10 protein-coding genes are annotated in these 21,358 nt (G+C 73.8%); all 10 read left to right on the top strand.

Annotation, left to right across the window (positions count from 1 at the left end; genetic code table 11):
- The first annotated feature begins 154 nt into the window (after positions 1-154).
- Positions 155-358, top strand: coding sequence for a hypothetical protein (locus tag P1P75_RS21255; protein ID WP_319257664.1), 204 nt, complete (start codon positions 155-157; stop codon positions 356-358).
- Positions 359-386: 28 nt separating this feature from the next.
- Entirely contained in the window at positions 387-1,391 is a 1,005-nt protein-coding gene (sbnA, locus tag P1P75_RS21250) for a 2,3-diaminopropionate biosynthesis protein SbnA (RefSeq protein ID WP_150471445.1), read from the top strand.
- The gene (locus P1P75_RS21245; protein WP_319257661.1) at positions 1,388-9,250 is read left to right on the top strand and encodes a non-ribosomal peptide synthetase; all 7,863 of its coding nucleotides are present in this window, start codon (positions 1,388-1,390) and stop codon (positions 9,248-9,250) included. The genes sbnA and P1P75_RS21245 overlap by 4 nt, the downstream gene beginning before the upstream one ends.
- A complete protein-coding gene (locus tag P1P75_RS21240) occupies positions 9,247-16,203 on the top strand; it encodes a non-ribosomal peptide synthetase (RefSeq protein ID WP_319257659.1) in 6,957 nt (2,318 codons plus the stop codon). The genes P1P75_RS21245 and P1P75_RS21240 overlap by 4 nt, the downstream gene beginning before the upstream one ends.
- Positions 16,204-16,304: 101 nt before the next feature.
- Complete coding sequence (locus P1P75_RS21235) at positions 16,305-16,508, top strand: MbtH family protein (protein WP_086769282.1); 204 nt, start codon at positions 16,305-16,307, stop codon at positions 16,506-16,508.
- Positions 16,509-16,585: 77 nt separating this feature from the next.
- Positions 16,586-16,840, top strand: a complete 255-nt coding sequence (locus tag P1P75_RS21230; protein ID WP_086769284.1) for an acyl carrier protein — start codon at positions 16,586-16,588, stop codon at positions 16,838-16,840.
- Entirely contained in the window at positions 16,837-18,057 is a 1,221-nt protein-coding gene (locus tag P1P75_RS21225) for a beta-ketoacyl-[acyl-carrier-protein] synthase family protein (RefSeq protein ID WP_319257657.1), read from the top strand. The genes P1P75_RS21230 and P1P75_RS21225 overlap by 4 nt, the downstream gene beginning before the upstream one ends.
- A 2-nt stretch (positions 18,058-18,059) precedes the next feature.
- Positions 18,060-19,178, top strand: coding sequence for a beta-ketoacyl synthase N-terminal-like domain-containing protein (locus P1P75_RS21220; RefSeq protein WP_319257655.1), 1,119 nt, complete (start codon positions 18,060-18,062; stop codon positions 19,176-19,178).
- 101 nt (positions 19,179-19,279) lie between these two features.
- Entirely contained in the window at positions 19,280-19,999 is a 720-nt protein-coding gene (gene fabG / locus P1P75_RS21215) for a 3-oxoacyl-ACP reductase FabG (protein WP_319257674.1), read from the top strand.
- Positions 20,000-20,052: 53 nt separating this feature from the next.
- Positions 20,053-21,168 (top strand): class I SAM-dependent methyltransferase, encoded by a 1,116-nt coding sequence (locus P1P75_RS21210; protein WP_319257653.1) that lies wholly within the window; start codon positions 20,053-20,055, stop codon positions 21,166-21,168.
- Positions 21,169-21,358 lie beyond the last annotated feature (190 nt).

Below are 21,358 nucleotides of genomic sequence, written 5' to 3'. Positions count from 1 at the left end.
TTGTCACGGCAGGACCCTGACAGTCGAAAGCCTTAACCCAGGGGTCACAGGTTGTAAGAATCAACGCATCGACGAGATGCCCCGGAAACTTTCTCCGAAAACTCCGAGCGGGCCTCTCTGAATTATCCGACAAAGTTGAAACGAGGAATTAGTCATGCGATCGATGCTTCGCATCACAGCCTGCACCGTCGTCGCCGTCGCCGCCATGGCGGTGGGCGCCGGCTCCGCCTCCGCGAGCACGCTCACCGCGGGCACGGGGACGACGGTCACGGTGCCGGCCGTCGGTGAAGCGGTCGCCGACCTGCTCGGGACCCTTCAGGGGCTCGGCGGCTTCCACCGCGAACCCGAGTGGTCCTGACACGGGAAGACGGGGGAGGTAGGGCACGGTGCCCATCATCGGTACCCCGCAGGAGTTCCACGAGGAAGACCTCTTCGTAGACCTGCGGCAGTTGTACGGTTGGCCGCTCTATCTGAAGTGCGAGGCCTTCAACTTCGCCGGCTCGGTGAAGCTCAAGGCAGCCGCTTCCATGATCGACGCGGCCGAGCGCAGCGGCACGCTGGGACCGGACTCCGTTCTGGTGGAGTCCTCGTCGGGCAATCTGGGCCTGGCGCTCAGCATGATCGCCGCAGCCAAGGGATATCGCTTCATCTGCGTCGTCGACGCCCGCACGAACCTGACGACCCGCCAGGCCATCGAGTCGCTCGGCGGTGAGGTGCACGTCATCACCGAGGCCACCGGGCCGGGCGGGTTCCTGGGCGCACGGCTGGACCACGTACGGGCACTGTGTTCCGGGGACGAGCGGGTGCTCTGGCTCAACCAGCACGCCAACGCCAACAACTGGATGGCGCACTACCGCACCACCGCTCCCGCCATCGAGAAGCAGTTCCCCGGGCTCGACCTGCTCTTCGTCGGCGCCGGCACCACCGGCACGCTGATGGGCTGCGCCCGCTACTTCAAGGACCGCCCCGGCTCACAGGTGACGATCGTGGGCGTCGACAGCGTCGGCTCGGTCACCTTCGGCGGGCCGCCGGGCGCCCGCATGATCCCCGGCCTGGGAGCCGGCGTACGGCCGGCCCTCTTCGACGAGTCCTATGTCGACGACATGGTGCTCGTGCCGGAGATCGACACCATCCGCACGTGCCACCAGCTGGCGCGCAGCGGATTCCTCTTCGGCGGCTCGACCGGCACGGTCGTCAACGGCGCGGTGCGCTGGCTCGCCGAGCACCGGCCCGGGGAGGACGTCACCGCCGTGGCCATCTCCCCCGACCTCGGTGATCGCTACCTGGACACGATCTACCAGAGCAACTGGGTCCAGGACATCTACGGCCTCGACGAGTTCGGCCTGGGGACCGGGCCGACCCCCGCCACTTCTGGAGTGAATCAACGATGAGCGAGTCGTTCAGCCACGAACTGCCGCTCTCGCTCGCGCAGCGGGAGATGTGGTACGCCCAGCAGCTCGACCCCGGCAACCCGGTCTTCACCATGGCCGACCACCTGGACCTGCACGGACCCCTGGACCCGGCCCGCTTCGCGGCGGCCTGGCACGGCCTGCTCGCCGAGACCGACGCCCTGCGCGCGGTGTTCACCGAGCGGGACGGCGAAGCCGTGCAGACGATCCGGGAGTTCACCTGGGAGGTCCGCGAGGGCACCCTGGACCGGGCCGACCCCGCCGACCCCACCGCCCCGCTGACCACGCCCGGTGTCGCCGTGCGCGACCTGCGCGCCGAGGCCGACCCGGACGCCGTCTCGCACCGCCTGATGGCCGAGGACCTGGCGCTGCCGTCCTCGCTGGCCGACGGCGCCCTGCGGTGGCAGCTGCACAGGATCGCCGACGACCACCACCGCTTCTACGTGTCGGCCAACCACATCCTGCTGGACGGCTTCAGCCGCACCCCGTTCTACCGGCGGTTCGCGGAGCTGTACGCCGGCACGGCCGACGGCGAGCCGCTGCCGCCGCTGCGAGTCCTCGTCGACGACGAGCAGGCCTATCTCGACTCCGCGAAGCACGAGCGGGACGCCCGCTTCTGGGCCGGCCGGTTCGCGGACACCCCCGAGCCGACCCGGCTCTCCCCGCGCCGCCCGCTACGGGCACGGCACACGCTGAGGTGGAATTCCCCCGTTCCCGCAGCGACCGTCACCCGGCTGGAGCGGGTCGCCTGGGAGGGCCGGGTCACCCTTCCCGCCGCGCTGGTCGCGGCCACCGCCTCCTACCTGGCCCGGGTCACCGGCGGCAGCAGCGTGCTGCTGACGCTGCCCGTGCCGGCCAGGACCACACCGACGGCCCGCACGGTCCCCGGCATGCGCGCCAACTTCCTGCCGCTGCCCCTGGACGTCACCCCCGCGCTGACCCGCGACGGCCTGCTGGAACACACCGCCGCCGCACTGCGCACCACCCTGCGCCACCAGGGCTACCGCGGCGACCGGCTGCGCCGCGAGCTGGGTCTCGCCGGGGACGCGGAACTGTCGTACGGGCCGACCGTCAACGTGCTGGAGTCGGGGGCCGATCTGGTCTTCGGCGAGTGCACCGGCCGGCTGCACAACCTGTCCACCGGGCCCGTGCCGGGACTCCAGCTCATCTATCTGGACGCGCCCGACGGCCGCTGGACGCTGCGCCTCGACGCCAACCCGGGCCTGTTCACCGACGAGGAACTCGCCGCGCACGGCGAGCGGCTGCTCGGCCACCTGGAGAGCTTCGCGCTCGCCCCGGCCACGCTGCCACTGGGCCGCCTCGACGTCACGCTGCCCGCCGAGCGCCAGCTCGTCCTGGAGGACTGGAACGCCACCGTCCGCACCGGCGGCTTCACCGACGTGGTGGAGCGGGTGCGCGAGCTGGCAGCCGCCGGCCCGGACGCGATCGCCGTGGACGACGGCACCGTACGGCTGACGTACGCCGAACTGTGCGCGCGGGCCGACGAGGTGAGCCTTCGGCTGGCCGGGGCCGGGGTGACCACCGGGTCGCTGGTGGCGCTGGCCGCCGATCCGGGCACGCAGTTCGTCGCCGCCGTGCTCGGGGTGCTCGCCACGGGCGCCGCCTGGATCCCGCTCGACGTGCACGCGCCCGTCGCCCGCGGGGCCGCCCTGCTCGCCGACAGCGGCGCCGACGCCCTGCTGTTCAGCCCCGCCCGCGAGGGCTACGCCCACCAGCTGCTCGCGGCCGGCGACCACTGGCCCAAGATCGTGGAACTCCGCGAGGAAGGAGAGCGCGGCGATGCTCCGACGGCTGCTGTACCGGCTGCGGGCGCGGGCGACGACCTGGCTTACGTGATCTTCACGTCCGGTTCCACCGGCCGTCCCAAGGGCGCCATGGTGCACCGGGCCGGCATGGTCAACCACCTGCTCGCCAAGGTGGAGGACCTCGAGCTGACGCCCGACGACGTCCTGGTGCACAACGCGCCCGTCACCTTCGACATCTCCGTGTGGCAGATGCTCGCCGCGCTCGTGGCCGGCGGCCGCACCCGGGTCGTGCCGCGCTCGCTGGCCACCGACCCGCAGGGCCTGTTCGCGCTGGTCGACGAGGAGGACATCACCGTCCTGGAGGTCGTGCCCTCGCTGCTGCGGGCGGCCGTCGACGACTGGGACAGCGGCGCCGCCCGCCCCCGACTGACCTCCCTGCGCCACCTCGTCGTCACCGGCGAGGCACTGCCCGCCGACCTGTGCCGCCGCTGGTTCGCGCTCTTCCCCGACGTGCCGCTGGTCAACGCCTACGGCCCGACCGAGGCCTCCGACGACGTCACCCACGCCTTCATCCGCTCCGAGGCCGACCTCGGCGACGTCCACACCCCGATCGGCTCCGCGATCCGCAACACCCGCCTGTACGTCCTCGGCGACGGCCTGCGCCCCGTGCCCGTGGGCGCGCCCGGCGAGCTGTACGTCGGCGGGGTCGGCGTGGGCCGCGGCTACCTGGACGACCCGCGCCGCACCTCGGCCGTGTTCGTCGCCGACCCGTTCGCGCCGGAGCCGGGCGCCCGCATGTACCGCACCGGCGACCGCGTACGGCACCGCACGGACGGCCGCCTGGAGTTCCTGGAGCGCGTCGACCACCAGGTCAAGATCCGCGGCCACCGCATCGAACTCGGCGAGGTGGAGGCCGCGTTGCGCGGCGTCACCGGGGTCACCGACGCGGCCGTCGACGTCGCCGTGGACAGCGCGGGCTCGACCCGGCTGGCCGCGTTCGTCACCGGCGACGTCGAGGTCGCCGAGGTGAAGGCCGAACTGTCCACCACCCTGCCCGACTACATGGTCCCGGCCGCCTTCGTGGTCCTGGACCGGCTGCCGCTCACCGCCAACGGCAAGGTCGACCGCAAGGCGCTGCCCGCGCCCGACCTCACCGCCGCGCAGACGGGACGCCGCCCCCGCACCCCGCAGGAGCAGGTGCTGTGCGCGGTGTTCGCCGAGGTCCTCGGCGTCGAACAGATCGGCATCGACGACGACTTCTTCGAGTTCGGCGGCCACTCGCTGCTCGCGACCCGCGCGATCAGCCGGATCCGGGTACTGCTCGGCGCCGAACTTCCCGTCCGGGTCCTCTTCGAGGCCCCCACCGTCGCCGCACTCGCCGGACACCTCACGGAGGCCGGGACCGCGCGTCCCGCGGTCACCGCCCAGGAGCGGCCCGCCGAACTGCCGCTGTCCTTCGCCCAGCAGCGCCTGTGGTTCCTGGACCGGCTCGACGCGGACGCCGCCGTCGGCTACCACCTGCCGCGCGCCGTACGGCTGACCGGCCCCCTCGACCACGAGGCGCTCGCCGCGGCCCTCGGGGACGTCGTCGACCGCCACGAGTCGCTGCGCACCGTCTTCCCGGAGCGGGGCGGCCGGGCCGTCCAGGTCGTCCTGCCCGCCCGGAACGCACCGTTCGGCCTCCCCGTCACCGAGGCCGCCGCCGGTGACCTCGACGCGGTGCTCGCCGAACGGGCCGTACGCCCCTTCGACCTCGCCGCCGACCTGCCGCTGCGCGCCGAACTGTTCACCCTCGCGGACCAGGAGCACGTGCTGCTGGTGGTGCTGCACCACATCGCCGGCGACGGCTGGTCGGTGCTGCCGCTCGCCGAGGACCTGCGCACCGCGTACACGGCACGCACCGCGGGCCACGCCCCCGGCTGGGCGCCGCTCGACGTGCAGTACGCCGACTACACGCTGTGGCAGCGCGAGCTGCTCGGCGACCACACCGAGCCCGGCTCGCTCGCCGCCCGCCAGCTCGACTTCTGGCGCGCCGAACTCGCCGGGATACCCGACGAACTGGAGCTGCCGGCCGACTTCCCGCGCCCCGCCCTGCCCGGTCACCGCGGCGGCCAGATCGCCTTCCGGCTGGACCGGGAACTGCACGAGGCGGTCACCGCGCTCGCCCGCGCCACCGGCGCCAGCGTCTTCATGGTGCTCCAGGCCGCGCTCGCCGCCCTGCTGCGCAAGCTCGGAGCGGGTACGGACATTCCGCTCGGCACCCCCGTCGCGGGCCGCACCGACGCGGCCCTGGAACGGCAGGTCGGTTTCTTCGTGAACACGCTGGTGCTGCGCACCGACGTGTCCGGCGACCCCACCTTCCGTGAGCTGATCGGCCGCGCCCGCACCACCGACCTGGCCGCCTACGCCCACCAGGACGTGCCCTTCGAATGGCTCGTCGAGGCCCTCAACCCCGAGCGCTCACTGGCCCGCCAGCCCCTCTTCCAGGTGCTCCTGGCGCTCCAGAACACCACGGCGACCGACCTCGCCCTGCCCGGCACCCGTGCCGCGACGACCGCGATCCCCACCGGCACCGCCCGCTTCGACCTGGCCTTCGAACTCACCGAGGAGCAGGACGGCAAGGGCCGCCCCGACGGCATCGCGGGTCTGCTGGAGTACAGCGCCGACCTGTTCACCCACGAGAGCGCCGAGTCGGTCGCCGCCCGCCTGGTGACCTTCCTGCACGCCCTCACCGAGCGGCCGGACGCCGCGCTCAGCGGCTTCGACGCGCTGCTGCCCGCCGAGCGGGAGCGGCTGTTCGGCCAGTGGAACGGCTCCGCGGTCCCGGCACCCCAACCCGCCACCATCGCCCGCCTGTTCGCCGTCCGCGCCGCCACCGACCCGCACCGCCCCGCCCTCGCGCTGCCCGACGGCACCACCGTGTCCTACGGCGACCTCGCCGACCGGGCGCACCGCCTCGCGCACCTGCTGGTGGAGCGCGGTGTGCGTCCCGGACAGGTCGTGGCGCTGATGGCGGACCGCTCCGCGCACACGATCACCGCGGTCCTCGCCGTGCTGGCCGCCGGAGCCGCCTACCTGCCCATCGACCCGGCCTACCCCGACGAGCGGATCGCGTACGTCCTCGACGACGCCCGCCCCGCCGCCGTACTGACCACGGCCGCCGTCGCCGGCCGCGTCCCCGCGAGCGCCCCCGAGCCGCTCGTGCTGGACGCCGGCACCACCCTCGCCGACCTCGCCGGGCGGCCCACCCGCGCCCCCGAGCACGGCCCGGTGCCCGGCGACCCGGCGTACGTCATCTACACCTCCGGCTCCACCGGCCGCCCCAAGGGCGTCGTCGTCGGGCACGCCTCGGCGACCGCGCTCACCGCGCAGGCCGCACGGTTCGGGGTGCGGGAAGGGACCCGGCTGCTCCAGTTCGCCTCGCTCAGCTTCGACGCCGCCGCCTGGGAGATACTGACCGCCCTGGTCACCGGCGCCGTCCTGGTCCTGGCCACGGAGGACCAGCGGGCGCCCGGCGACCCGCTCGCCGCCTACCTCACCGACGCCGGCATCGACGTCGTATGCCTGCCGCCCGCCGTGCTCGCGGCCTGGCCCGAGGACCGGCCGGTGCCGTCCGGGATCACCGTGATCACCGCGGGGGAGGCCTGCCCGCCCGCCCTGGTGGAGAAGTGGGCCGCGCACACCACCCTGCTCAACGCCTACGGGCCGACGGAGACGACGGTCTGCGCGACCGTCAGCGACCCGCTCGTACCCGGCGGCAGGCCGCCCATCGGCACCCCGCTGGCCGGCACGGTCGTGCACGTCCTCGACGACGACCTGCGGCCCGTCCCGGCCGGCGTCACCGGCGAGCTGTACGTCGGCGGCGCGAGCCTCGCGCACGGCTACCTCGGCCGCCCCGACCTGACCGCCCAGCGGTTCGTCACCGACCCGTTCGCCTCCGCACCCGGCGCCCGCATGTACCGCACCGGCGACCTCGTGCGCCGCCGCGCCAACGGCATCCTCGACTACGTGGGCCGTGCCGACGACCAGGTCAAACTGCGCGGCTTCCGCATCGAACTCGCCGAAGTGGAAGCGGCGTTGGCCGCCCACCCGCAGGTGGACCGGGCAGCGGTCGTCGTTCGCGAGGACCGCCCCGGAGACAAACGCCTCGTCGCCTACGTCGTCCCGGCGGCCGGCACGACGGCGCCCCCGGCGACCCTGCGCAGCCACGTCGCCGGGCGGCTGCCCGACTACATGGTCCCGGCCGCCGTCGTCACCCTGGACGGCCTGCCGCTCACCACCAACGGCAAGCTCGACCGGCGCGCCCTGCCCGCCCCCGACTACACCGACGCCACCCGCGGCCGGGCCCCGGTCACCGAGCAGGAACGGGCGCTGTGCGCGGTGTTCGCCGAGGTGCTCGGCCTCGACGAGGTCGGCGCCGACGCCGGGTTCTTCGACCTGGGCGGCGACTCCATCAGCTCCATCCAGCTCGTCGGCCGGGCCCGCGCGGCAGGCCTGCTGCTCACCGCGCAGGACGTCTTCCTGCACCGCACGCCCGCCGGGCTCGCCGCGGTGGCCCGTCCGGTGGAGGAGCAGGTCGTACGCGGCACCGACGACGGCATCGGCAGCTTCGAGCCCACGCCGATCATGCGCTGGCTGCATGCCCTGGACGGCCCCTACGACGCCTTCCGCCAGGCCGTCGCCGTCCGCACCCCGGCCGGCGCCACCCGGACCAGCCTCGCCACCGCCCTCCAGACGGTCATCGACCACCACGACGCCCTGCGGATGACGCTCCTCGACGAGGACGGCACCTGGACGCCGAAGGTGCGCGAACCGGGAGCGGTCAACGCGCCCTGGCTGCTGGTCCGCGAGAACGTGACCCGGCTGGACGGCCCCGCCCTCGCGGACGCCGTACGGCGGGCCGCGCTGGCCGACGCCGCACGCCTGGACCCGCGCGAGGGCACCATGCTCCGCGCGACCTGGCTCGACGCGGGCGCCGACCGCCCCGGCCGGCTCGTCCTGACCCTGCACCACCTGGTCTGCGACGGCGTCTCCTGGCGCATCCTCCTGGACGACCTCGCCCGCGCCCACGAGGCGGCCGTGGCCGGCACTCCGGCCGAACTGGAGCCGGTCGGCACCTCCGTACGGCACTGGGCCGGACTGCTCGCCGAAGAGGCCGTCTCCGAACGGCGAGGAGCCGAGGGCGAGTTGTGGCTGCGGACGCTGGCCACCCCCGATCCGGCGCTCGGCGCCCGGCCTCTCGACCCGGAACGCGACACCCACGCCACCGCCCGCACCCTGCGCCGCACCCTCGACACCGAGGCGACCCGTGCGGTCCTCACGGAGGTGCCCGCCGCCTTCCACGCCGAGATCAACGACGTCCTGGTCACCGCCTACGCGCTGGCCGTCGCCGACTGGCGGCGCCGCACCCGCGACGACGCGGCGGCCGTACTGATCGAGATGGAGGGCCACGGCCGCGAGGAGATCGCCGACGGCATCGACCTCGGCCGCACGGTCGGCTGGTTCACCACCACCTACCCGCTGCGCGTCGACCTCGGCGCCCCGGACTGGGCGGAGGTGTGGGCCGGCGGGCCCTCGGCGGGACGCGTCCTCAAGCAGGTCAAGGAGCAGCTGCGGGCCGTGCCCGACCACGGCGTCGGCTTCGGCGTGCTGCGCCGGATCGCCGCCCTGCCGGGCCTGGAGCGCACCCCGCAGCTCGGCTTCAACTACCTGGGCCGGCTGCCCGCCCCGCGCGACGCGGACTGGGCGACCACCGAGGAGTCCCCGCTCATCGCGGCGGGCGCCGACCCCGGGCTCGCGCTGCCGCACACGCTCGGCCTCAACGCCCTCACCGAGGACGGACCGGACGGGCCGCGCCTGACCGCCGTATGGACCTGGCCGGGCGAGCTGCTCGACGAGGCGGACGCCGCCGACGTCGCCGAGGGCTGGTTCCGGGCGCTGCGCGCGCTCGTCGCCCACGCACAGAACCCCGACGCGGGCGGCCACACGCCCAGCGACGTGGACCTGATCGCCCTGAGCCAGGACGAACTGGACGCATTCGAGAACGAGATGGACGACTGGGGGGCCTCCCTGTGACACGCGGAAGATCCAACCTGAGCGACGTCCTGCCGCTCACCCCGCTCCAGGAAGGCCTGCTCTTCCACGCGGTCTCCGGGCGGCGGGAGCTGGACGTCTACACCGTGCAGCTGGTCCTGGACCTGTCCGGGCCGCTGGACGGGGCGCGCCTGAAGGCCGCCGCCGAGCGGTTCCTCGACCGCCACCCGCACCTGAAGGCCGGGTTCCGCTACCGCGAGAACGGCGACCCCGTCCAGCTCGTGCCGCGCACGATCGCCCTGCCCTGGCAGGAGGACCACACCGGCGACGCGGACCGGATCGGGAAGCTGACCGAGGAGGACCGCCTGCGGCCCTTCGACATGGCCCGCCCGCCGCTGCTCCGGTTCCGCCTGATCCGCACCGGCGAGTCGTCGTACCGCTTCGTCCTGACCGCCCACCAGATCCTCTTCGACGGCTGGTCGATGCCGGTCATCATCAGCGAACTCTTCACCCTGTACGGCGACCCGGCGGCCCCGCTGCCGCCCGTCACCCCGTACAAGACCTACCTCGCCCACCTCGCCCGGCAGGACGACGCCGGAGCCGAGGCGGCCTGGCGGGAGGCGCTCGACGGGCTCACCGAGGCCACCCTCGTGGCGCCCGGCGGCACGGACGGCTCCCGGCTGCCCGACCACCACGTCCTCGACCTCCCGGCCGGCTTCACCGCCGGCCTCACCGCCTGGGCGAAGGAACGCGGCCTCACCCTCAACACCGTCGTGCAGGGCGCCTGGGCGACCGTCCTGGGCACCCTCACCGGGCGCGCCGACATCGTCTTCGGCTCCACGGTCTCCGGCCGCCCGCCGGAGCTGCCCGGCGTCGAGTCGATGGTCGGCCTGTTCATCAACACCGTCCCCGTGCGGGTCACGCTCGACCCGTACGCGACGTTCCCCGAGATCCTCGGCCGGCTCCAGGAGCGGCAGGCCGCGCTCCTGCCCCACCAGCACCTGGGCGCCGCCCGCATCCAGCGGGCGCTGGGCCTGGGCGAGCTGTACGACACCGTGCTGGTCTTCGAGAACTACCCGCTGGACCCGGCCGCCCTGCGCGACCCGGTCCCCGGCCTCGCCGTCACCGGCCTGGAGGCCAAGGACGCCACCCACTACCCGCTGAGCCTCATGGCGATCCCCGGCGACCGGCTGAAGCTGACGGTGTCCTACGACCCCGGCAGGTACACCGCCGCCGACGCGGCCGACGTGGTGGCCCGGCTGGAGCGGGTGCTGCGGTCGGCGGTCGCCGAACCGGAGACGCCGTCCGGCCGGATAGGCACCCTGCTGCCGGGCGAGGACGTGCTCGACCTGCCCGCGCCGTCCGGCAGGGACGCCTTCACCGACGTCGTCGCCCGGGTGCGCGAGCTGTCCGCGGCCCGCCCCGACGCCGAGGCCGTCACCGACGACCACGGCCGCCTCACCTACGCCGGCCTGGCCGGACGCGCCGGTGGCATCGCTGCCCACCTCACCGGCGCGGGCGTCGGCCCCGGCTCCCTGGTGGGCGTCCTCGCCGCCCCCGGCCGGGACTTCGTCGCCGCCGTCCTCGGCACCCTCGCGGCGGGCGCCGCCTGGGTCCCCCTCGACGTCCACGCCCCGACGGCCCGCAGCGCCTCCCTGGTCGAGGACGCGGGCGTACGGCACCTGCTCGTCGACGGCGACCACGAGGGCGCGGCACGTGACGTGCTGGCCGCCGCGGGGGCGGACCTGCCCGTCACCCCCGTCACCGGTCTGCCCTCCGCGCCCCTCCCGGAGGCGCCCGGCGGACCGCTCGACCTGGCCTACGTCATCTTCACCTCCGGGTCCACCGGACGGCCCAAGGGCGCCATGGTGCACCGGGACGGCATGGTCAACCACCTCCTCGCCAAGGCGGAGGACCTCGCCCTCGACGAGGACACGGTGCTGGTGCACAACGCGCCGGTGACCTTCGACATCTCCGTCTGGCAGATGCTGGCCGCCCTGGTCGGCGGGGGCCGGCTGCGGGTCGTGGGACGGTCCACGGCCGCCGACCCGCAGGCCCTGTTCGGGCTCGCGGACACCGAGGCGGTCACCGTCCTGGAGGTCGTCCCCTCGCTGCTGCGGGCCGCGCTCGACGCCTGGGACGCGGGCGCCCGCCCGCCGGTCCTCACCGCGCTGCGGCACCTGGTCGTCACCGGCGAGGCACTGCCCGCCGACCTGTGCCGCCGCTGGCTCGCCCGCTTCCCCGGCATCCCCCTGGTCAACGCCTACGGCCCCACCGAGTGCTCCGACGACGTCACCCACGCCCTCATCACCGACGCCACCGGCCTCGGCGACGTACGGGCGCCCATCGGGCGGGCCGTGCGCGAGACCGGCCTGTACGTCCTCGACGACGCCCTGCGTCCGGTGCCCGCCGGGGTGCCGGGGGAGCTGTACGTCGGCGGCCGCGGGGTCGGCCGCGGCTACCTGGACGACGCCGGCCGCACCGGGGCGGTGTTCGTGGCCGACCCGTTCGCGGGAACGCCGGGCGCCCGTATGTACCGCACCGGCGACTGGGTGATCCGCCATGCGGACGGCCGGCTGGAGTTCCTGGAGCGGCGCGACCACCAGGTCAAGGTGCGCGGCCACCGCGTCGAACTCGGCGAGATCGAGGCCGTCCTACGGACCCTGCCCGGGGTCGCGGACGCCGTGGTCACCGTCTTCGGCGAGACCGGCACCGCCCGCCTGGCCGCCCACCTCGCCGGCACGGCCGACCCCGCGCGTGTGAAGCGGGAACTGGCCGCGCTGCTGCCGGAGTACATGGTTCCGGCCGCGTTCGTCGTGCTGCCCGCGCTGCCGCTGACCTCGAACGGCAAGGTGGACCGCAAGGCGCTGCCCGCCCCGGACCTCGCCGCGGTCGCCGGCCGTGAGCCGCGCACCCCGCAGGAGGCCGCGCTCTGCCAGGCCTTCGCCGACGTCCTCGGTGTCGAACGGGTGGGCGCCGACGACGACTTCTTCGACCTGGGCGGCCACTCCCTGCTCGCGACCCGTCTGATCAGCCGCGTCCGCGCGCTGCTCGGCGTGGAACTGCCGATGGCGCTGGTCTTCGAGGAGCCCACCCCGGCCCGCCTCGCCGCCGGCCTTCTTACAGCGGGCGCGGCCCGGCCCGCCCTCACCCCGGCCGTACGGCCCGCGCGGCCGCCGCTGTCGTACGCCCAGCGGCGGATGTGGGTGCTCAACCGGCTGGAGGGGACGGCCGGTGCCTACCACCTGCCGTGGACGCTGCGGCTGACCGGGACGCTGGACCGGGAGGTCCTCCAGGCAGCCCTGAACGACGTGGTAACCCGGCACGAGGCACTGCGGACCGTCTTCCCCGAGGCGGACGGCGAGCCCTACCAGCGGGTGCTGGAGGAGGCCGAGGTGCCGCTCGCCACCGTCGGGGACCTCGAGGAGTTCGTCGCCCGCGGCTTCGACCTGGCCACCGAACTGCCTGTGCGAGCCGGTCTGGTGACGGTCGGCGACGAGGAGCACGTGCTCGGCGTCGTCATCCACCACATCGCCGCCGACGGCTGGTCCAACGCCGTCCTCGCCCGCGACCTCGGCACCGCCTACCGGGCCCGGCTCGACGGCACGGCCCCCCGGTTCACGCCGCTGCCCGTGCAGTACCCGGACTACGCCCTGTGGCAGCGGGACCTGCTCGGCGACGAGGACGACCCGGGCAGCCTCGCGAGCGAACAGCTCGGCTTCTGGCGCAAGGCCCTGGACGGGCTGCCGGACGAACTCCAGCTGCCCGCCGACCGGCCCCGGCCCGCGGTCGCCTCCTACCGGGGCGCCACCGTCGGCTTCACCGTCCCCGCCGCCACCCACCGCCGGGCCACAGCCCTCGCCGCCCGCTCGGGCGCCAGCCTCTTCATGGTCCTCCAGGCCGCCCTCGCCGCCCTCTACGCCAAACTGGGCGCCGGCCAGGACGTGCCGCTCGGCACCCCGGTCGCGGGACGCACCGACGAGGGACTGGACGACCTGGTCGGCTTCTTCGTCAACACCCTCGTCCTGCGCACCGACGTCTCCGGCGACCCCACCTTCACCGACCTTCTCGACCGTGTCCGCACGGCCGACCTCGCCGCCTACGCCCACCAGGACGTGCCCTTCGAGAAGCTCGTCGAGGCCCTCGCCCCGACCCGCTCCCTCGCCCGCCACCCCCTCTTCCAGACCCTGCTCGCCCTGCACAACAACACCCGGCCCCACCTCGAACTCCCTGGTCTGGACGTCGAGTTCGGCGCAGCTGCCACCGGCGGCGCGCGCTTCGACCTCGCCTTCGACCTCGCCGAGGAACAGGACACCGCGGGCGCGCCCGCCGGGCTCGCCGGACGGCTGGAGTTCAGCGCCGACCTCTTCACCGAGGACACCGCCCGACGCCTCGCCGACCGGTTCGCCCACCTCCTCGACGCCCTGACCGCCGACCCCGGCCGACCCCTCAGCACCGTCTCGGCCCTGCTGCCCGGCGAACGCGAGACGCTCCTGACGGAGTGGAACCAGACCCCCGCCCACGCCTACGACGGCCCGCCGCACCGCTGGTTCGCACAGCGGGCCGCCACCCACCCCGACCGCACCGCCCTCGTCACCGAGGACCGCACCCTCACCTACCGCGAGCTGGACGAACAGGCCGAACACCTGGCCCGCGCCCTGCGCGCCCGGGGCGCCGGACCCGGCAGCCTGGTCGCCGTCGCGCTGCGCCGCTCGGCCGAACTGGCCGTGGCCGTCCTCGCCGTCCACAAGGCCGGCGCCGCCTACCTGCCCATCGACCCGGCCTACCCCGCCGAACGCATCGGGTACGTCGTCGAGGACGCCGGACCCGTCCTCGCCCTCACCACCACCGACGTGGCCGGCGGCCTGCCCGCCCTGGACGCCGTACCGCGGCTCCTCCTGGACGAAGCCGTCCCCGAAGCACCCGCCTTCACCGGCGACCCGGCACCCGCCGACGCCGCCTACACCATCTACACCTCCGGCTCCACCGGCCGCCCCAAGGGCGTGGTGATCTCCTTCGCCGCCTTCGCCAACTTCCTCGCCGACCTGCGCGCACGCCTGGAACTGGGGGAGGAGGACCGGTTCGTCGCGGTCACCACCTTCGGCTTCGACATCGCCAACCTGGAACTGTTCGGACCGCTGATCTCCGGCGCCCGCCTGGTCCTCGCCGCCCACGACACCGTCCGCGACCCGGACGCCCTCGCCGCCCTGCTCACCGACTCCGGCGCCACCGTCATGCAGGCCACCCCCACCCTGTGGCACGCCCTGGTCACCGAACACCCGCAGGCTCTCGCGGGCCTGCACGCGCTGACCGGCGGCGAGGCCATCAGCCCCGCCCTCGCCGCCCGGCTGGCCGCCGCCACCCGGAAGCTGACCAACCTGTACGGCCCGACGGAGACCACCATCTGGTCCACCGCCACCGAACTCGACGGCACCGGCACCCCGCCCATCGGCCGCCCCCTCGGCGGCAACCGCACCTATGTCCTCGGCCCCGACCTGCACCCCGTGCCGACCGGCGCCACCGGCGAGCTGTACATCGGCGGCGTCGGCCTGGCCCGCGGCTACCACGGCCGCCCCGGCCTCACCGCCGAACGCTTCGTCGCCGACCCGTACGGCGCGTCGGGCGCCCGCATGTACCGCACCGGCGACCTCGTACGGCAGCGGCCCGACGGCACGATCGACTACCTCGGCCGGGTCGACCACCAGGTCAAGATCCGCGGCTTCCGCATCGAACTCGGCGAGATCGAGGCCGCGTTGACCGGCCACCCGGACGTCGAACAGTCGGCGGTGGTGGTCCACGGGGACCGGCTCACCGGATACGTCGTCACCGCGAGCGGCACCGAACCGGCCGACCTGCGCTCCCGGGTGGCCCGCCGGCTGCCCGACTACATGGTCCCGGCCGCCCTGGTCGTCCTGGACACCCTCCCGCTCACCCCGAACGGCAAGGTGGACCGCAGCCGGCTGCCCGCGCCCGCCGCACCGGCTCCGACGGGCGGCCGCCCACCGGCCGGCCCGCGCGAGGAACTGCTGTGCCGCCTGTTCGCCGAGACCCTCGGGACGGGAGCGGAACAGGTGGGCGCCGACGACGACTTCTTCGCCCTCGGCGGCGACTCCATCCGCTCCATCCGGCTGGTGGGCCGGGCCAAGGCGGCCGGAGTCCGGTTCACACCGGCGGACGTGTTCGTGCACCGTACGGCGGCGGCGCTGGCCGCGCTGGACTCCGTGGCTTTCGGCGGTGCTGTGGCCGCATCGCAGACCTCGGGGGACGCCGCCTTCACGCCCGTGCTGGCGATCCGCCCGCACGGCAGCCGTCCGCCCCTGTTCTGCGTGCACGGCGGGGTCGGCCTCGGCTGGCCCTTCCTGTCCCTGGCCGCCCACCTCCCGGACACGCCCGTCCATGCCTTCCAGGCCGGCGGAATCCAGGACGACGCCCCGCAGCCGGAATCCGTTTCCGAAATGGCCGCACAATATGTCGAAAGAATGGTGGAAATCCAGCCGGATGGCCCGTATCATATTCTTGGCTGGTCGTTCGGCGGGCTGGTCGCCCACGAAATGGCCTGCCAGCTCGTGGAGTCCGGGGAAAAGGTCGCCCTGCTGGCGAACCTCGACGGATTCCCGGCAGACGTGGACGGGACGTCGGAAGTGTCGCCGGACGAGGTTCCCGACGACGCGGTCCTGAGCGGCGAACTGCGCGCCAGGCTCGGCGCCGCCGGCGACGCGCTGGCGGAGCTGACCGACGACCAGTACGCCCGCCTGCTGCGGGTCATCCGGGCGCTCGACACACTCGCCGACACCCACCGTCCCCGCCTCCACCAGGGCGACCTGCACTTCTTCGCGGCGACGCGAGGAGACACGCACGCCACCGGCGAATCCGTCTGGGCCCCCCACACCGCCGGCCGGATCGTCCGCCACGAGGTGGACGCCGACCACGACGGAATGCTGGACGCCGCCCCCGCGGCGGCCGTGGCCCGCGTACTGACCGACCTCATGGAATGACAGCCGAAGAAATCGGATGTGAATTCTGAGGGATTCCATGAAATGCCCGCGCGGGATAAGTGCGCCCGCGTCCGTGGAAAGAGAAGGGACACGTCACGGTAATGGGAAATCCGTTTGACGACGAGACCGGGACATTCCATGTGCTGGTCAACGAGGAAGGCCAGCACTGCCTGTGGCCGGCGTTCGCGCAGATACCCGACGGCTGGAAGGCCGTCCTGACCGACACCGGCCGGGCCGAGGCCCTCGACCACATCGAGCGGAACTGGACGGACCTGCGGCCCAGGAGCCTCGCCGAGGCGAGCTGACCGCACCGCAACACCACCGCCCACCGCCCACCACCACACCGAGCACCACGACACCACGCAGAAAAGGAACCGACACCATGAGTGCCATCACCATCGACGAGACCGTCGAGGCCCAGGTGAGAGCGATCGTCGCCGACGCCCTCGAACTGGAGGAGGAGCTCACCTCGACCGGCCTGTTCGTCGACGAGTACGGCGCCGACTCCCTGGCCGCGATCGAGCTGCTGTCCACGCTGGAGAAGACGTTCGGCGTGACGATCGAGCAGGACGAACTGCCCAAGATGGTCAACCTCGAGGCCGTCCTCGAGGTGCTGTCTCGGGCCGCGGCGCGATGACCGCCCGGCGTGTGGTGCTGACCGGGATCGGGGTCCTGTCCAGCATCGGCAACGGCGTCACCGAGTTCACCCGGGGCCTGCGCGAGGGCCGGTGCGGGGCGGGTCCCATCACCCGCTTCGACAGCACCGGATTCCGCAGGCAGCTCGCCCACGAGGTGCACGACTTCACCCCGTCCGCATGGGTCCGCCACACGCCGGCCGAACAGCTCGGCCGCGCCACGCAGTTCTCCGTCGCCGCCGCCCGCATGGCGGTGAGCGACGCCGGGCTCGACCCGGCGGACCTGCGGGGCGGGCCGGGACTGGTCACCGTCGGCACCACCGACGGCGAGGCCGACGCCCTCGACCGGCTCGTCGAGGCCCAGGCGAACGGCACCGAACCCGCCGGGCTCGACCCGGTCGGCGTCGGGCGGCTCGCCGCCCACCGGCTGGCCCTCGCCGTGGTCAAGGAACTGCGGCTGCCCCGCGCGGTGCCCTCCGTGCTCGGCACCGCCTGCGCGGCCGGCAACTACGCCGTCGGCGACGGCTACGACGCCGTACGCTCCGGCGAGGCCGAGTGGGCGCTCGTCGGCGGGGCGGACGCCCTGACCCGGCGGACCTTCGCCGGATTCCACCGGCTCGGCCTGGTCGCCTCCGACCGCTGCCGGCCCTTCGACGCCGACCGCGAGGGACTCCTCACCGCCGAGGGCGCGGGCATCCTCCTCCTGGAGAGCCTCGACTCGGCCCGCGCCCGCGGCGCCCGCATCTACGCCGAACTCCTCGGCTACGGCCTCAACTGCGACGCCCACCACCCCACCGCGCCCAACATGGACAGCGTCGCCCAGGTCATGCGGCTCGCGCTGGCCGACGCGGGCGTCAAGCCCGAGGAGGTCGACCTCGTCTCGGCGCACGGCACCGGCACCCCCACCAACGACGTCACCGAGATCCGGGCCGTCCGCCAGGTGTTCGGGGACCACCCGCCGCGCACCGTCGCCCTGAAGTCGATGCTCGGCCACTCCATGGGCGCCGCCAGCGCCCTCGGTGCAGCCGCCTCGGCGCTCGCGCTGACCCACGGCTTCATCCCGCCGACCGTCAACCACCGCTCCACCGACCCCGAATGCCCCGTCGACTGCGTGCCCAACCACGCCGTCGCAGCCGACCTCAGGGTCGTCGTCAACAACGGCCTGGCGTTCGGCGGCAACAACGCCGCCGTCGTCCTCGGCAGACACGAGGAGACCTGATCATGACGACCGTCGCGGTCCCCACGGACCGCCACTTCATCACCGCCTGGTCGGCCGTCTCGCCCTACGGCGTGACGAGCGCCGACTACGCGCGGGGCATCGTGACGGAGGACTCCGGCGCAGGCCGGGCCGTCCCCGTCCCCGAAGGCCACGCAGCCCAGGAGGCCTGCCTGGTACCCGGATTCGAGGTGCGCGAGGTACTCGGCCGGGCCGGCACCCGCACCATGGACCGGGCCACCGGCCTCGCCGTCACCGCCGTACGGGAACTCTTCGACGAGGCCTCCCGTGAACTGCGGCCGGTCCCGGTCGGCACCGGCACCGCGCTGGTCCTCGGCACCACCCTCGGCAGCGCGCAGAGCCAGCACGACTTCGCCATGGCCTCCTTCACCGGCCAGAAGCCGTACGACGTGCCGGCCCAGTTCATGCCGAACGTGCTGATGAACTGCCCCGCCGCCGCCAGCGCCATCCGGTTCGGCCTCCAGGGGCCCAACACCACCCTCGCCGGCGGCCGGCCCACCGGGCTCATCGCCCTCGGCTACGCCCGTCGCCTCCTCGCGGCGGGCCGCGCCGAACGGGTCCTCGTCGGCGCCGTCGAGGAGTACTCGCCGTCCCGCTCCTGGATCGAGCACCACACCCGGGGCGCCGACGAGAGCGCCGGACCGCTCGGCGAGGGCTGCGCACTCCTCCTGGTCGAACCGGGCAATGGCATACCGGCCGGTCGCACCGCTCTGGCCGAGCTCCTCGCCGTGGACATCCGCGTGGACGTCGACGACGAACTCGCCAGCACGGCCGAATCGTCCGTCCGCGACGCCCTCGCCGCCGCCGGCGTCGAGCCGTCAGAGGTGTGGGCGGCCGTCGGCGGCGGACTCACCGGACGCGTCGGGCACGTCGAAACCGCCCTGCTGCGGCGGCTGTTCGGCGCCGAAGCGGCCACCCGCGTCGACGTCCACGACCGCATCGGCGACACCGCGGGCGCCTCCGCCGCCTTCCAGCTCGCCGCACTCCTGGCCACCGCCCGGCGCACGCCGCAGGCCCACGGCAGACCGGCCGTGATCACCTCCGTCGACCGTGACGGCTCGATCGCCTGCGCGGTCGTACGGCTCCTCGGGGAGGCGCCGTGAGCACGGCGAACGCCGGCGCGGCGAGCCGTGCCGGGGCGGACGCCCGCAGCGCTGCCGGGACCGCCGCGGGGAGTGGCGCCGGGAACGCCGTCGGGACCGCACTGATCAGCGGAGGGTCGCGCGGCATCGGGCGGGCCACCGCCCTGCGGCTCGCCCAGGACGGGTACGACATCAGCTTCGCCTACCGCTCCGACGAGGAGGCCGCCGGCAGCCTCGGCAAGGAACTGGACGAACTCGGGGTGCGCTGGCTCGCCCAGCGGCTCGACGTCGTCGACGCCCGCGCCGTACGGGACTGGGTCGCCCGCACCGAGAACGAGCTCGGGCCCGTCGCCGTCGCCGTCGCCTCCGCCGGCATCACCCGCGACCGTCCCCTCCTGCTGATGTCCGACCAGGACTGGCAGGACGTCATCGACACCAACCTCGACGGCACCGCCCACCTCTGCCGGGCCGCCCTCTTCCCCATGGTCAAACGGAAGTCGGGCGTCATCATCACCCTGTCCAGCGTCTCCGGCGCCGGCAACCCCGGACAGGGCAACTACTCGGCGTCCAAGGCCGGAATCATCGGCCTGACCTGCGCCCTCGCCAAGGAAGCCGCCCGTTTCGGCATCCGTGTCAACGCCGTCGCCCCCGGCATGATCGAAACCGACATGACCGCAGGGGCCTTCACCGAGGAACAGCGCGCCCGCACCCTCGCCGCCGTACCGCTCGGCCGCTTCGGCAGCGCCGAGGAAGTCGCCGAATCCATCGCCTTCCTCGCCTCCGACAAGGCCTCGTACATCACCGGCGCCGTGCTCCGGATCGACGGCGGGATCGTCGTGTGACCGGCCGCTCCACCGACCTCACCCAACCACCCCAGACCGGGAGTAGACCTGCCATGACCGCGCCCGTCGATCTCACGCCCAAGGCCACCGCCAACCACACCCCGCTCGTCGACACCCGCCTGCTGCCCGCCGACGACGACGGCGCCCGCGCCACCCACCGCGTCTACGAGCACCTCATCGGCATGTGGGCGCCCGGAGTCATCGAAGCCGCCCAGGACCTCGGCGTCTTCGCCACCCTCACCGAGGGCCCCGCCACCGCGGCCGGCCTCGCCGAGACCCTCGGCACCGACCTGCGCGCCACCCGCGTCCTGCTCGACGGACTGCACGCCTACGACATCGTCCAGCGTGAACGCGGCGGCGACGGCCAGGCCGTCTACACCCTGCCCGCCTCCCTGCGCGGCGTGTTCGCCCCCGACGGGCTCTACAGCCTCGCCGGAAAGATCACCCACGACCGCAACGTCGCCTGGCAGGCCTGGCGGCACCTCGCCGACAACGTCCGAGGCGGGGCGCGCGGCGAGCACGGCGGACAGCAGGTCAACCAGATATCCGAGGAGGACTACACCTCCCTCGCCCGCGGCATCAACTTCTGGGCACCGCCCGTCGTCTCCGTCCTCGCCGAGGCGCTGCGCGAGCGGGGCTGGGGCGACGACACCGAGGCCGTCCTCCTCGACGTCGGCTGCGGCACCGGCATCTACAGCCACCTGCTGCTCCAGGCGTTCCCGAAGCTCACCGCACGCGGACTGGACGCTCCCCGGATCACCGCCATCGCCGCCGAGCAGGCGGAACGGCTGGGCGTCAGCGAGCGGTTCTCGCCGCTCACGGCGGACTTCTGGAACGACGACTGGGGCAACGGGACGGACCTCGCGCTGTTCGTCAACATCTTCCACCTCCAGACGCCGGAGTCGGCGCACGAGCTGCTGCTGAAGACGGCGAAGGGGCTCGACGAGGGCGGCGTCATCGCGATCGTGGACCACATCGTCGACGAGGAGGCCGGCTCCGGGAACGTACAGAACCGGTTCTTCCGGTTGTTCGCGGCGTCGATGCTGGCGACGGGGGGTGGGGACGCGTACACCGTCCAGGACTACGACCAGTGGCTGGCGGATGCCGGGCTGCGACGGGTCGCTCTCCTGGACACACCGATGCACCGGGTGCTGCTGGCGGGGCGTTAGCGCCGCCGACCACCGCACCGCCCGCCCAACCGCACCCCCCCCCCCACGCCCCCGGCAACAACCTGGTCTGGACAGAGCTCCCCGCGCAACCCAGCCACGCCTGACCCCAGGCGGAATCGTCAACGCAGAAAACCACTCCCACGCCCCCCACCCCCACATACACCTCCACACACCGCACACAACACTCATG

Source organism: Streptomyces sp. ID05-39B, from assembly GCF_033794725.1.
Lineage (GTDB): Bacteria > Actinomycetota > Actinomycetes > Streptomycetales > Streptomycetaceae > Streptomyces > Streptomyces bobili.
This window is presented reverse-complemented; position numbering and strand designations above follow the sequence as displayed.

What these genes read in the sequence shown, in the direction of transcription:
- P1P75_RS21255 (WP_319257664.1), top strand. Translation starts at nt 155, where the DNA reads ATGCGATCGATGCTTCGCATCACAGCCTGCACCGTCGTCGCCGTCGCC.
- P1P75_RS21230 (WP_086769284.1), top strand. Translation starts at nt 16,586, where the DNA reads ATGAGTGCCATCACCATCGACGAGACCGTCGAGGCCCAGGTGAGAGCG.
- P1P75_RS21225 (WP_319257657.1), top strand. Translation starts at nt 16,837, where the DNA reads ATGACCGCCCGGCGTGTGGTGCTGACCGGGATCGGGGTCCTGTCCAGC.
- P1P75_RS21210 (WP_319257653.1), top strand. Translation starts at nt 20,053, where the DNA reads ATGACCGCGCCCGTCGATCTCACGCCCAAGGCCACCGCCAACCACACC.
- P1P75_RS21235 (WP_086769282.1), top strand. Translation starts at nt 16,305, where the DNA reads ATGGGAAATCCGTTTGACGACGAGACCGGGACATTCCATGTGCTGGTC.
- P1P75_RS21220 (WP_319257655.1), top strand. Translation starts at nt 18,060, where the DNA reads ATGACGACCGTCGCGGTCCCCACGGACCGCCACTTCATCACCGCCTGG.
- P1P75_RS21245 (WP_319257661.1), top strand. Translation starts at nt 1,388, where the DNA reads ATGAGCGAGTCGTTCAGCCACGAACTGCCGCTCTCGCTCGCGCAGCGG.